This is a genomic window from Streptomyces harbinensis (assembly GCF_900116145.1).
In the GTDB taxonomy this organism is placed as follows: Bacteria; Actinomycetota; Actinomycetes; order Streptomycetales; family Streptomycetaceae; genus Streptomyces; species Streptomyces carpaticus.
In genome coordinates this window covers 140,928-153,532 of record NZ_FPAB01000007.1, presented here as the reverse complement: position 1 = coordinate 153,532, position 12,605 = coordinate 140,928, and the positions used below count along the sequence as shown (strand labels likewise).

At 73.5% G+C, this 12,605-nt stretch carries 14 protein-coding genes and 1 tRNA gene; 6 read left to right on the top strand and 9 right to left on the bottom strand.

Annotated elements, in window-relative coordinates:
• Window positions 1–28: 28 nt before the first annotated feature.
• The 7 genes from BM385_RS19965 to galU all read right to left on the bottom strand — a co-directional run bounded on the left by BM385_RS19965 (window position 29) and on the right by galU (window position 5,014).
• A tRNA-Ala gene (locus BM385_RS19965) sits at window positions 29–102 on the bottom strand.
• Between the two features lie 52 nt (window positions 103–154).
• Window positions 155–1,078 carry a divisome protein SepX/GlpR gene (sepX, locus tag BM385_RS19960; RefSeq protein WP_026047381.1) on the bottom strand — a complete coding sequence of 308 codons (924 nt, stop codon included), beginning with the start codon at window positions 1,076–1,078 and terminating at the stop codon, window positions 155–157.
• Between the two features lie 128 nt (window positions 1,079–1,206).
• Window positions 1,207–1,833: a GNAT family N-acetyltransferase gene (locus tag BM385_RS19955; protein ID WP_093843876.1), complete on the bottom strand. Its 627-nt coding sequence runs from the start codon at window positions 1,831–1,833 to the stop codon at window positions 1,207–1,209.
• Window positions 1,830–2,324 (bottom strand): MogA/MoaB family molybdenum cofactor biosynthesis protein, encoded by a 495-nt coding sequence (locus tag BM385_RS19950; RefSeq protein WP_019433496.1) that lies wholly within the window; start codon window positions 2,322–2,324, stop codon window positions 1,830–1,832. The genes BM385_RS19955 and BM385_RS19950 overlap by 4 nt, the downstream gene beginning before the upstream one ends.
• Window positions 2,321–2,800 (bottom strand): cyclic pyranopterin monophosphate synthase MoaC, encoded by a 480-nt coding sequence (gene moaC, locus BM385_RS19945; RefSeq protein ID WP_019433495.1) that lies wholly within the window; start codon window positions 2,798–2,800, stop codon window positions 2,321–2,323. The genes BM385_RS19950 and moaC overlap by 4 nt, the downstream gene beginning before the upstream one ends.
• Window positions 2,797–4,107, bottom strand: coding sequence for a molybdotransferase-like divisome protein Glp (gene glp / locus BM385_RS19940; RefSeq protein WP_019433494.1), 1,311 nt, complete (start codon window positions 4,105–4,107; stop codon window positions 2,797–2,799). Before glp ends, moaC begins: the two co-directional genes overlap by 4 nt.
• Window positions 4,100–5,014, bottom strand: coding sequence for a UTP--glucose-1-phosphate uridylyltransferase GalU (gene galU / locus BM385_RS19935; RefSeq protein WP_026047380.1), 915 nt, complete (start codon window positions 5,012–5,014; stop codon window positions 4,100–4,102). The genes glp and galU overlap by 8 nt, the downstream gene beginning before the upstream one ends.
• Window positions 5,015–5,068: 54 nt before the next feature.
• On the opposite strand from galU, the gene BM385_RS19930 reads away from it, so the two are divergent.
• Window positions 5,069–5,686 (top strand): 5-formyltetrahydrofolate cyclo-ligase, encoded by a 618-nt coding sequence (locus tag BM385_RS19930; protein ID WP_093843875.1) that lies wholly within the window; start codon window positions 5,069–5,071, stop codon window positions 5,684–5,686.
• Between the two features lie 103 nt (window positions 5,687–5,789).
• Here the strand turns inward: BM385_RS19930 and BM385_RS19925 are convergent, their stop codons facing one another.
• Complete coding sequence (locus BM385_RS19925; protein ID WP_175543047.1) at window positions 5,790–8,531, bottom strand: penicillin acylase family protein; 2,742 nt, start codon at window positions 8,529–8,531, stop codon at window positions 5,790–5,792.
• A gap of 280 nt (window positions 8,532–8,811) precedes the next feature.
• Here BM385_RS19925 and BM385_RS19920 point away from each other — a divergent pair, with 280 nt between their 5' ends.
• The 4 genes from BM385_RS19920 (at window position 8,812) to mscL (ending at window position 11,536) form a co-directional block, all read left to right on the top strand.
• Window positions 8,812–9,195 carry an FmdB family zinc ribbon protein gene (locus BM385_RS19920; protein ID WP_019433490.1) on the top strand — a complete coding sequence of 128 codons (384 nt, stop codon included), beginning with the start codon at window positions 8,812–8,814 and terminating at the stop codon, window positions 9,193–9,195.
• The gene (locus BM385_RS19915) at window positions 9,192–10,025 is read left to right on the top strand and encodes an S-methyl-5'-thioadenosine phosphorylase (protein WP_093843873.1); all 834 of its coding nucleotides are present in this window, start codon (window positions 9,192–9,194) and stop codon (window positions 10,023–10,025) included. The genes BM385_RS19920 and BM385_RS19915 overlap by 4 nt, the downstream gene beginning before the upstream one ends.
• A gap of 98 nt (window positions 10,026–10,123) precedes the next feature.
• On the top strand, window positions 10,124–10,903 hold the full coding sequence (locus BM385_RS19910; RefSeq protein ID WP_175543046.1) for a hypothetical protein: 780 nt from the start codon (window positions 10,124–10,126) through the stop codon (window positions 10,901–10,903).
• An 81-nt stretch (window positions 10,904–10,984) separates the two neighbouring features.
• The gene (gene mscL, locus BM385_RS19905) at window positions 10,985–11,536 is read left to right on the top strand and encodes a large conductance mechanosensitive channel protein MscL (RefSeq protein ID WP_019433487.1); all 552 of its coding nucleotides are present in this window, start codon (window positions 10,985–10,987) and stop codon (window positions 11,534–11,536) included.
• A gap of 26 nt (window positions 11,537–11,562) precedes the next feature.
• Here mscL and BM385_RS19900 read toward each other — a convergent pair whose 3' ends face one another.
• Entirely contained in the window at window positions 11,563–11,973 is a 411-nt protein-coding gene (locus BM385_RS19900) for an organic hydroperoxide resistance protein (protein WP_019433486.1), read from the bottom strand.
• Between the two features lie 124 nt (window positions 11,974–12,097).
• Here BM385_RS19900 and BM385_RS19895 point away from each other — a divergent pair, with 124 nt between their 5' ends.
• Window positions 12,098–12,592 carry a MarR family winged helix-turn-helix transcriptional regulator gene (locus BM385_RS19895; protein ID WP_093843977.1) on the top strand — a complete coding sequence of 165 codons (495 nt, stop codon included), beginning with the start codon at window positions 12,098–12,100 and terminating at the stop codon, window positions 12,590–12,592.
• Window positions 12,593–12,605 lie beyond the last annotated feature (13 nt).

The window sequence follows — 12,605 nt, the reverse complement described above, 5'->3', positions numbered from 1 at the left end:
CACCTGGTCTTGGGAACGGCCCTTGTTGTGGACCTGAGGGGATTTGAACCCCTGACCCCCTCGTTGCGAACGAGATGCGCTACCAGGCTGCGCTACAGGCCCTTGCAACGAGGAAAACGATAGCACCCGATCCGGGGCGGGCCGAAATCCGGTGTCATTCGCCGGCCGCCCGGGGGTGGTTCTCCTCCTCGAACTGGTCGAAGAGCGGGGTGCGCTGCGGTCCCGGCTGGCCCGGGGTGGCCTGGGGGGGCTGCTGGGCGGGCTGCGGGGGCTGCTGGGCCGGGGTGGAGCGGGCGGCGCTCCAGGTGCCGGGGGCGTCCAGGTCCACGCCGCGGGTGGTGCGGGGGGCCACCGGGGCGCTCACGTAGGTGGGGAGCGGCACCGGGGCGGGTTCCCAGCCGGCCGGCTCGTCCTCGGCGGCCTGGCCGCGGCGGCGCTGCTGGTCGACCCACTCGGCGTGGTCGGTCTGCTCGACCACCGCCCGGGAGGGCTGTTCGGGGCGGGACGCCGCGTTGGCCTGGGTGCGTTCGCGCAGGCGTCGCGCGGCGTCCTCGGCGCGGCGGCGGTCCATGGCGACCGCGTACCGGCGGCGCTCCCGTGCCCGGACGTTGATGATGTACGCGCTGAGCAGCAGGCCCGGCACCGCCGGGATCCACAGGGAGCCGCCCCCGGCGCTCAGCGCGAAGATGCCGCTGCCCGCGAAGGTCACGAACAGCACCATGGTGGTGCGCCGCCGGCGCGCCAGGACCTTGGCGCGGGCGGCCGTGACCGGTTCCGGCTCGGGTTCGGCCTCCGGTTCGGGGGCCGCCGGCTCGGCCGGGGGCTCGGCGACGGTGGTCACCGGCTCGGCGTACGCGCGCACGTCGGCGTCCCGGGCCCCGCTCGCGTCCCCCTCCGCAGCACGCCGGGCGGCGCGGCGCTCCAGTGCCGCGCGGCCGGACAGCAGCCGGATCGCGGTGCTGAAGCGTTCCGTGGGACGGGCCTCGTTCAGCTCGTCCTGTCTGCGGAGCCACATGGGCACGAGGTACGCGGCCCAGGCCCCGACGATCATTGCGAAGATGAGGCCACTGCTGCTCACGCTCACACGGTAGAGGGGTTTGCATGAGTCCATCTGCCAAATAGCGCGGTGTGTCGCACGATCCGAGGCTCATACCGGGCATTTCTTCGGATTTTATGGATCAGTTAAGGGTTATCCGAATAAGCGTTCTATTTGTTGTTCTCGCGCTGCGCCGTCCGTCGGTGCCAGCGCTCGACCAGCCCTTCCGGCACATCCTCCACCGTCAGCGCGTAAATCAGATGATCCCGCCACGCTCCGTCGATGTGCAGATACCGCGGGCGCAACCCCTCCGACCGGAACCCCAGCTTCTCCACCACCCGGCGCGACGGACCGTTCTCCGGCCGGATGCAGATCTCCACCCGATGGAGACCCACCGAACGGAAACAGTGATCCGTCACCAGCGCCACCGCCGCCGGCATCACCCCGCGCCCCGCCACGTCCTGGTCGATCCAGTACCCGATGTGCGCCGAGCACATCGAGCCCCAGGTGATGCCCGCCACCGTCAGCTGCCCGGCCAGCCGCCCCTCGTACGTCACCACGAACGGCAGCATGCGGCCCGCCTGGGCCTCCGCGCGCAGATGCCGGACCATCTGCCGGTACGTCGGCCGGTGGCCCGGCAGATGGCCGGGCGGCGGGGGCGGGATGGTCGCCTCCCACGGCCGCAGCCAGTCCCGGTTGCGCTGGTTCACCTCGCGCCACACCCGCTGATCGCGCTGGCGGATGGGACGCAGCGCCACCGCGCCGTCCCGCAGCTCCACGGGCCAGGAAACGCTCACGGCCGGTGATCGCCGCCGTGCAGCTGCTCCACGGCGTGCAGCGCCAGCGGCTCCAGCACCGCCAGACCGTCGCGCACCCCGCCCGTCGAACCCGGCAGGTTCACGATCAGCGTCCGCCCCGCCACCCCGGCCAGCCCGCGCGAGAGCGCCGCCGTGGGCACCTTCGCCAGCCCCGCCGCCCGGATCGCCTCCGCGATGCCCGGCACCTCGTAGTCGATCACCGACCGGGTGGCCTCCGGCGTGCGGTCCCCCGGCGTCAGCCCGGTGCCGCCCGTGGTCAGCACCAGGTCGTACTCCGCCGCCACCGCCGCCCGCAGCGCCGCCGCCACCGGATCGCCGTCCGGCACCACCTCGGGCCCCTCCGCCGCGAACCCCCACTCGCGCAGCGCCGCCACCAGCAGCGGCCCGCCCCGGTCCGGGTACACCCCGGCCGACGCCCGGTTGGACGCCGTGATCGCCAGCGCCCGGTACGTACGGGCCTCCGCGCTCATTCGGCGCGGCTCCAGCGCCCGGACTTGCCGCCCGTCTTCTCCTCCACCCGCACCCCGTCGATGACCGCGCCCGGGTCCACGGCCTTCACCATGTCCACCACGGTCAGCGCCGCCACCGACACCGCCGTCAGCGCCTCCATCTCCACCCCGGTACGGTCCGTGGTGCGCACCGTCGCCGCGATCTCCACCGCGTCGTCGGCCACCGTCAGCTCCACCGCCACCCCCGACAGGGCCAGCGGGTGGCACAGCGGGATCAGCTCCGGGGTGCGCTTGGCGCCCATGATGCCCGCGATCCGGGCGACCGCCAGCGCGTCCCCCTTCGGCACCCCGGCGCCGCGCAGCAGCTCCACCACGGCGGGCGCGACCCGCACCCGCCCCACGGCCCGCGCCGTGCGTACGGTGATGTCCTTGGCCGAGACGTCCACCATCCGGGCCGCGCCCGAGGCGTCCAGATGGGTCAGATGAGGGCTGCTCATGAGGAGCTACCGTACTCCTGCCCGCCACCGCCCAGCGGCACCACCGTCAGCTCGGCGCCCGCCTCGGCCGTCGTCGCCGCCTCCGGGATCTCGATCAGCGCGTCCGCGCGGGCGAGCGCGGCCAGCAGATGCGAACTCGCCCCGCCCACCGGCCGTACGGTGCCGAGCCGTTCGCCCGGTGCGGGCGGCGTGTACGCGCCGCGCAGATACTGCCGGCGGCCCGCCGGGGACGTCAGCGGCGCGTCGCACACCAGCCGCGCCCGCACCCGGGGCCGCGCCACCTGCGGATGCCCGGCCAGCGCCCGCAGCGCGGGCCGCACGAACAGCTCGAAGGAGACGTAGGAGCTGACCGGGTTCCCCGGCAGCGCCAGCAGCGGCACCCGCTGCCGGCCCACCAGGCCGAACCCCTGCGGCTTGCCCGGCTGCATCGCCAGCCGCCGGAACTCCACGCTGCCGCGCAGCGCCTCCTTCACCACGTCGTACGCGCCGACGCTCACCCCGCCGCTGGTGATCACCAGATCGGCGCGCGAGAGCTGGTCCTCCAGCGCGGCCCGCAGCCGCTCCGGCTCGTCCGCGACGGTGGCCGCCCGGTACGCCACCGCCCCGGCGGCGCGGGCGGCGGCGGTGAGCGTGAACCCGTTGGAGTCGTGGATCTGCCCAGGACCCAGCGGGGTGCCGGGCGGCACCAGTTCGCTGCCGGTGGACAGCACCACCACGCGCGGGCGCGGCCGTACCTCCACCCGCGCCCGGCCGAGCGCCGCGAGCAGCCCCAGCTGCGCCGGCCCCAGCACGGTGCCGGCCGCCAGCGCCAGGGTCCCGGCGGCAGCGTCCGAGCCGCGCCGGCGGATGTGCGCCCCGGGCGCGGCCGGCCGGTGCACCCGCACCGGCGCGCCCTCCCGGAGATCCGCGGCCGGCATCGCCGCGACCGGGCCGCCGCCGAGACCGCCGTCCGTCCACTCCACCGGAACCACCGCGTCGGCGCCGGCCGGCAGCGGCGCGCCGGTCATGATGCGCAGCGCCTGCCCGGGCCGCAGCACGGGCAGTTCGTCCACGCCGCCCGCCGCGCTCTCCCCCACCACCGCCAGCCGCACCGGCCGCTCCCCGGTCGCGGCGGCCACGTCGGCGGCGCGCACCGCGTACCCGTCCATCGAGCTGTTGTCGAACGGCGGCAGCGCGGCCGGGACGGTCACGTCCTCGGTCAGCACGCAGCCGTCCGCGTCCAGCAGCGGCAGGGCGATCGGGTCGAGCGGGCGCAGCGCCCGCAGGATGTCGGCAAGGTGGTCATCGACCGACCACAGGTCACTCAAGTGCCCGCATCTCCTCGTTGACATAGGTCTTCAGCCAGGCCCGGAACTCGGGCCCGAGGTCCTCACGTTCGCACGCCAGCCGGACGATGGTGCGCAGATAGTCGGCGCGGTCGCCCGTGTCGTACCTGCGGCCCTTGAACACCACCCCGTACACCGGGCCGCCGCTGACCTGCGAGGTGGCCATCGTCTCCAGCGCGTCGGTCAGCTGGATCTCGCCGCCACGCCCCGGCGGGGTCTTGCGCAGCACCTCGAACACGCCGGGGTCCAGGACGTAGCGGCCGATGACGGCGAGGTTGCTGGGCGCGTCGGCCGGGTCCGGCTTCTCCACCAGGCCGGTGACCCGGTGCACCCCGTCCTGGCCGGTGGCCTCGACCGCCGCGCAGCCGTACAGGTGGATCTGGGAGGGATCCACCTCCATCAGCGCGATGACGGACCCGCCGCGCTCCTCCTGGACGGCGGTCATCCGGGTCAGCAGCGGATCGCGCGGGTCGATGAGGTCGTCGCCCAGCAGCACCGCGAACGCCTGGTCGCCGACGTGCGGGGCGGCGCACAGCACGGCGTGGCCGAGCCCCTTGGGGTCGCCCTGGCGCACGTAGTGCATGGTGGCCAGCGCGGTGGACTCCTGGACCCGGGAGAGCCGGTCCAGATCCCCCTTGCGGCGCAGCGCGTCCTCCAGCTCGTAGTTGCGGTCGAAGTGGTCTTCGAGGGGACGCTTGTTGCGCCCGGTGATCATCAGCACATCGGTGAGACCGGCGCTGGTGGCCTCCTCGACCACGTACTGGATGGCCGGCTGGTCGACCACCGGCAGCATTTCCTTCGGGGTGGCCTTGGTGGCGGGGAGGAAGCGTGTACCGAGCCCGGCGGCGGCGATGACAGCCTTGCTGATCCGGGGGCGAGGTGATGTCATGCCCGTCACTTTATCCAGCTAGTGTGCTTGGACCCTTTACGCGAGGATGACGAAATGGATCATGTCGCAGGGACCGCGCACGACGGCAAACGGGCGGTGCGCCGCGATCTGCTCGCGGTACGCGCCGCACTGAGCGACGACGAGGTTCTCGATGCCGCCGCCGCGCTGGCCGGGCAGGCGATGGGCCTGCCGGAGCTGGCGGCGGCGCGCACGGTCGCCGCGTACGTGTCGGTCGGCCACGAGCCCGGCACGCTCGCCCTGCTCGACGCGCTGCGCGAGCGCGGGGTACGGGTGCTGCTGCCGGTGCTGCGGGAGGACGACGACCTCGACTGGGGCACGTACGAGGGCCCCGGCGCGCTGGTGGAGACCGAGCGGGCCGGCCGGATGCGGCTGCGCGAGCCCGCCGGGGAGCGGCTGGGCCGCGAGGCGGTGCTGGCGGCGGACGTGGTGCTGCTGCCGGGCCTGGCCGTGGACGCGCGCGGGGTGCGGATGGGGCGCGGCGGCGGCTCCTACGACCGGGTGCTGGCGCGGCTGGCGGCGGCCGGGGCCGACCCGGTGCCGGTGGTGCTGTTGTACGGGCACGAGGTGGTCGGCGAGCTGCCGGTGGAGCCGCACGACCGGCCGGTGCGGGTGGCGGTCACCCCGGAGGGCGTGCACCGCTTCCCGGGCTGAGGGGCGCGCGTACGGCGGCGCGCCCCGACGCGTACGACGGCGGGGCGGGACGGGCCGTACCGCACCCGTTCCCGCCCCGCTCCGGTCCGCATGACCGCGGTGGTCACTCCTCGCCGGCGCCGGCGCCTCCCGGCGTCAGCGTCAGCGTGTCGCGGGTGCCCTCGGCGACCGCCTCCGCCGAGGACGGCCACGGCAGGAACTCGCCGCGCGCCCACATCCCGGTCTGATCGGTGTAGTGCTCGTGGTACGCGTGCCCCGAGGCGCCCGACAGGTTGATCCACAGCGACTCGTCGAAGTCCGCCAGCGAAACGATCATCCGCATGGACGGCACCCAGGTCGTCTCGTAGCCGCCGGCCGCGTTCCAGGCGGTGGCGTTGACCGCGTCCGCGCCACCCGCCAGGTTCCACGGGCCGCGGTTCAGCATCCAGCGCAGCGGTCCCGGGCCCTCCTCGCCGAGCGTCTGGTTGGTGAGCGTCAGCTGGTGCAGCCGGCCCCAGCTCCAGGTGCCGATGTCCTTGCCCAGCTTCGCCGTCAGCTCCCAGCGGGCGTCGCGCAGGGCGCGCGCCAGCAGCTCGTCACGGTCGGTGGCGGCCGGCTCGGTACGGGTCGCGGGCGTCGTCCACCAGTCGCTGTCGGGCTGCTCGATCAGCTCGCGCACCACCTCGAACCAGCGGTCACCGCCGTCCGGCCACGCCGAGTCCGGGGACCGCTCCCCGCACTCCGTGTCGAACAGCGCCTGCCCGTTCGCGTCCTCCAGCGGCGCCGAGTCGTCCGCCGGCCGCACCCGCAGGCACTGGCCCTCCACCCGCAGCTCCTTGGGCAGCTTGTGGCCGAAGGCGAGCTGGAGCATGTTGGCCCACACCGCGTTGTAGTAGGCCGCCGCGGCCGAATCCGAGTCCTGGCTGAAGTCCCAGCCCTCCAGCAGCTCCTGCGCCTCCCGGATGTACGGGTCGGAGATCTCGATGTCCAGCAGGTACGGCACCAGGACGCGCGCCATCTCGTTGCTGTTGTCCAGCTGGATGGACTGCATGTCGCCCATCGAGATCTTGCCGCCGTCCTCGATCTTCGAGACCAGCAGCTCCTCGATGCGGGCGCTGCGCGTGCCGTAGCTCCAGTCGTCGGTCAGGAAGTGGTCGTAGCCGGCCGGGTCGATGACGGCCTGGTTGGCGGTGACGATGTAGCCGCGCTCGGGGTTCAGCTCCCAGGGCAGCTCCTCGGTCGGCACATAGCCGTCCCAGTCGTAGGAGGAGTCCCAGCCGGGCGCCGGGTAGCGGCCGTCGCCCGCGCCGCGCACCGGTATCCGGCCGGGCGCCTGGTAGCCGATGTTGCCGGCGGTGTCCGCGTAGATCATGTTCTGCGCGGGGACCGCGAAGTCGGCGGCGGCGGACCGGAAGTCGTCGAAGTCGGCGGCCGTGTTGAGCGCGAACACCGCGTCCATGGTGTTGGACGGCTCCAGCGCGGTCCAGGTCAGCGAGACGGCGTAGCCGTTGCCCCGGTCCGGCGCGCCGGACTCCACCGGCGCGGTCCTGCCGGTCTCGGCGAAGTCGTCGTGCCGGTCGGAGACGATCGGGCCGTTCTCGGTGGACCGCACCGTGATCTCGCGGTCCTCACCGCCGGCGACCCGGATCGTCTCGGTGCGGGTCTCGTACGGCTTCTCCTCGCCGTCGCGCAGGTAGTTGCCGTTGTCGAGCTTTTCGAGCCGCAGGTCGGTCACGTCCGCGCCGAGGTTGGTGAAGCCCCAGGCGATGTCCTCGTTGTGGCCGATCACCACGCCGGGCATCCCGGAGAAGGTGAACCCGGACACCTCGAACGGGCACTCCTCGGTCACCTCCGTGCAGTACAGGCCCATCTGGTACCAGACGGACGGCAGCGAGGGGCCCAGGTGCGGGTCGTTGGCCAGCAGCGGCATCCCGGTCGTCGTGTACTCGCCGGAGACCACCCACGAGTTCGAGCCGATGCCGCTGCCCGCCGGGCCCAGCAGCGCCGGGATCTCGTCCAGCGTCGCCGCCAGCGCGCCCAGCTGCGTCGTCACGCCGTCGGCCGCGTCACCCGGGGACGTACCGTCGCCCTGGACGTCGCCGCCCGCCGTGTCGCCCGTGCCGCCCGTGTCGCCCGTTCCGCCCGCGAAGTCACCGATCTCCTGGACGATCGGGTTGTTGCGGTCGTACGGGTAGCCGGGGTACAGCTCCTCGATCTGCTCGGGGCTGAGCCGGGCCGCGAGCAGCGACCGGTCGATCTCGTCCTCCATGTTGCCGCGCAGGTCCCAGGCCATGGCCTTCAGCCAGGCCACCGAGTCCACCGGGTCCCACGGCTCGGGCGCGTAGTCGTTGAGGAAGCCGAGCGCCGCGTACTCCACGGACAGCTCCTCGCCGCTGCGCGTGCCCAGGTAGGCGTTCACGCCCTCCGCGTACGCGTCCAGGTACTCCTTGGTCTCCGGTGCGAGCTCCTCGTCGTACTCCTGCTGCGCGACCTGCCGCCAGCCCAGGGTGCGCAGGAACGCGTCGGTCTCCACCTGCCCGTCGCCGAACATCTCCGAGAGCCGGCCGGAGGTCATGTGCCGGCGGACGTCCATCTCCCAGAACCGGTCCTGGGCGTGGACGTAGCCCTGGGCGCGGAAGAGGTCGAGGGCGGAGTCGGCGTACAGGCGCGGGATGCCGTTCCCGTCCCGCTGGACCGTGACGGGGCCGGAGAGCCCGTCCATTTCTATCTCTCCCGACACCTGCGGGTAGGACGCCCGCACGGTGCTCACGGTCCAGAAAGCGCCGTACCCCAATCCGGAGAGGACGACCAGTACGACAGCGATCACGAACACGCGGAGGCGTCGCGAGGGCTTCTTGGCGGGCATCTGTGTCCTTCACAGGCCAGGTAAGCGGATGGAAGCAACCATAGACATACGGCCACTGGGGTGAGCCTACGGGGAGTCAGCCGGGGGCCTCGCGCCTGCCGCAGCCCGCTGAAAACGGCGCGAACCGGGCACGCGCGCCCTGCGGCCGGTGCGCGCGCCCCGGGGTGGCGGGCGGCCGGTGCGGCGGGGTGGTGGGCGTCGGCAGTGGACTTCCGTACCCGGAATGTTGCACGATGGACCGTCGTTAGCACTCGGTGGAGAAGAGTGCCAGGAGGATCACGTGCCGACGTATCAGTATCAGTGCACCGCGTGCCAAGAGGGCCTCGAAGTGGTGCAGAAGTTCACCGATGACGCGCTCACCGAGTGCCCCAGCTGCCAGGGGCGGCTGAAGAAGGTGTTCTCGGCGGTCGGCATTGTCTTCAAGGGCTCCGGCTTCTACCGCAACGACAGCCGCAACAGCTCTTCCAGCAGCAGCCCGGCCGCGTCCTCGGCGCAGAAGGCGGGCGGCGGCGACGGCAAGGACGCCAAGAGCGGGACGGGCGAGAAGAAGAACGGCGGCTCGGACAGCTCGGGCGGCGGCTCCACGGCCACCGCCACAGCGTCCGCGTCCTCCGGCTCGTCCTCCTCGTCCTCGTCCTCGTCCGCCGGTACATCGGCCGCATGAGCGGGGCCGCCGCGGAGATCGGCGTCATCGGCGGGTCCGGGTTCTACTCCTTCCTGGACGATGTGACCGAGGTCACCGTGGAGACGCCGTACGGGGACCCCAGCGACTCCCTCTTCCTCGGCGAGATCGCCGGCCGGCGGGTGGCCTTCCTCCCCCGGCACGGCCGCAAACACGGGCTGCCCCCGCACCGGATCAACTACCGGGCCAACCTGTGGGCGCTGCGCTCGCTGGGTGTGCGCCAGGTGCTCGGCCCGTGCGCGGTCGGCGGGCTGCGCCCCGAGTACGGGCCCGGCACGCTGCTGGTGCCCGACCAGCTGGTGGACCGCACCAAAAGCCGCGCCCAGACCTACTACGACGGCGTGCAGCGGGCGGACGGCCAGGTGCCGAACGTCGTCCATCTGACGTTCGCCGACCCGTACTGCCCCACCGGGCGCCAGGTGGCGCTGGCCGCCGCCCGGGGGCGCGGCTGGGAGGCGGTGGACGGCGGCACGCTCTGTGTGATCGAGGGGCCGCGCTTCTCCACCCGCGCCGAATCACGCTGGCACGCGGCGCAGGGCTGGTCCGTGGTGGGCATGACCGGCCACCCGGAGGCGGTGCTCGCCCGGGAGCTGGAGCTCTGCTACACCTCGCTGACCCTGGTCACCGACCTGGACGCGGGTGCGGAGAGCGGCGAGGGCGTCTCGCACGCGGAGGTGCTGGAGGTCTTCGGCGAGAACATCGGCCGGCTGCGCGAGGTGCTTTTCGACGCGGTGGCCGCGCTGCCGGCGGGCCGGGACTGCCCGTGCGCGACGGCGCTGCTGGGCCAGGAGCCGGGGATCGAACTGCCCTGACGCACGCCCCTCACCCGTATGGGTGAGGGGTTTTTCCACAGGGCCGGAGTTGTCCACAGCCCTCGGCGGGGATCGTGCGAGGCGGCCAGAGTGGCCGCATGACACAGCACGTTGCCACGCCGGGCCCCGCCTTCCCGTCGCTCCCCGCGCCCGTCCCGCCCGCCACGACATCCGTCACCACTCCCCCCACTCCCCCCACTTTCCTCACCTCTCCCGCGTCCCCCGCGTCCCCCGCACCGGGTGCGTCCGCCCCGGCGGACGGCGGCGCGACCGCCACCACGGCCGGTCCGCCCGCTCCCGCCGCCTCGCTCCCGCACGTGCCCGGCCCGGGCTCCGGGACGGCCTTCGGGGCGGACCGGCCCGCGGTGCCGGAGTTCGCCCCGGTCCGCCCCCGCGCCCGCCGGTTCCGGCCGGGCCTGCCCCTGCGGGGCCGGGCCCGGGCGGTGACCGCGGCGCTGGTGGTGGCGGGGGCGGCGCTGGCGGTGGCGCTTCCGGCGGGCGGCACCGCGCCCCCGGCCGAGCAGCCGACCGCCACCGTGACGGTCGCCGACGCCCGGGAGGGGCCCGCGGAGCCACCACCGCCCGCTGAGCTGGTCGCGGCGCCGGTCCGGATCGCCGACGCGGAGGTGGTGCGGCTGCTGGCGCCCGGCGACGTGGTCGATGTGCTGGCCGCCGACCCCGGGGCGGCGGAGCCGGCCCGGGTGGTGGCACGCCGGGCGGAGGTGGCCGACATCCCCGGCCGGGACGAGGCCCCGCGGGAGCCCGGGCTTCTCGCCCCCACCGAGGGCGCGCTGCTGGTGCTGACCGTGCCCCGGGCGACGGCGGCCGAGCTGGCCGGGGCCGCGGCCGGATCCCTTCTGGCGGTGTCCCGATGGTAGTTCGAACCGATTGGACACGGAATGCCATCGTGGTGCACCGTGCGGGGTCCGATGCGGATCTCACCCCAGAAGGACAGAGCAGTGAGCGAGACCAAGGCAATCCTGAGTGGATTCAAAGAGTTCCTGATGCGCGGGAACGTGATCGAGCTGGCGGTGGCGGTCGTCGTCGGCGCCGCGTTCACCGGGATCGTCACCGCCGTGGTCGAGGGTGTCATCAACCCGCTGATCGGCGCCTTCGGCACCCAGGACCTCGATCAGTACGTGCTCTGCCTGACGGGGGACTGCTCGACGGACGGCGGCGGTGCGGCGATCCGCTGGGGCTCGGTGCTGACCGCCTCGCTGACCTTCCTGATGACCGCCGCGGTCGTCTACTTCCTGATGATCATGCCGATGAACAAGTTCAACGCCCGCCGGGCGGCGAAGGCCGAGGTGCCGCAGGAGGCGGTCGCCAAGACGGAGCTGGAGATCCTCATCGAGATCCGCGACGAGCTGATCGCCCAGCGCGCCGCCGGTGGCGGCGAGGGGACGGCGCCGGCCCTGGTGGGCCAGCGCGGCGCCCCGGCGGACGGTTCGGGAGCCGATGCCGCCCCGGCACCGGAGCGACCCGGGGACGGCTCCGACTCCCCGCGCTGACGGCCGGCGGCCCCGGCCGCAGCCGGCTACTCGACGACGAGCCGGACGTCGATGTTGCCCCGGGTGGCCCGGGAGTACGGGCACACCTGGTGCGCCTGGGCCACCAGCTTCTCCCCCGCCTCGCCGGCGAGCGCGTCCGGCAGCTCGACGCGCAGCACCACCGCGAGCCCGAACCCGGGCCCGTCCTTGCCGATGCCGACCTCGGCGGTCACCGAGACGTCGCTGGTGTCGACCTTCTCCTGACGTCCCACCGCGCCCAGCGCGCTGGCGAAGCAGGCGGCGTAGCCGGCCGCGAACAGCTGCTCGGGGTTGGTGCCCTTGCCGCTGCCGCCGAGTGCGGGCGGCGGGGCGAGGGTGAGGTCGAGCTGTCCGTCGGAGCTGACGGCGCGCCCCTCACGTCCGTTGGCGGTCGCGATCGCGGTGTACAGCGGTTCCATGACGCTCTCCCTCATCCCTCTCGTCGCCGGTATCGGCGGGGCCTTCCGTGCCGCCAACCTAAGCACACAATCAAGTTGTGCACAACTAAAATGGGGACAAGGAAGTCCGGGTACCGTGGAGACCATGACCACCGAGCCCAGCACCGTGCCCACCGGCGGGCCGCACCGGCCGCCGGAGGAGGAGTATCTGCGGCTGCACCACCAGATCTGCTTCTCGCTCCACGCCGCGTCCCGGGCCTTCAGCGGCGTCTACCGGGTCGTGCTCAAGGACCTGGGGCTCACCTACCCGCAGTACCTGGTGATGCTCGTGCTGTGGGAGCACGGCGAACTGCCGGTCAAGCGCATCGGCGAACTGCTGCGGCTGGACTCCGGCACGCTGTCCCCGCTGCTCAAGCGGCTGGAGGCGGCCGGCCTCGTCCACCGGGCACGCAGCACCGAGGACGAGCGCTCGGTGACCGTCCGGCTCACCGAGCGGGGCGATGCCCTGCGGGAGCCGGCGCAGCGGGTGCCGCGCCGCATCGCGGAGGCCACCGGCCTCACAGCCGCGGAGGTCACGGAGCTGCGGGAGCGGCTGACCCGGCTCACCGACGCCCTCGACTCCGCCCGCCTCACGGACTGAACGGCACCGCCCG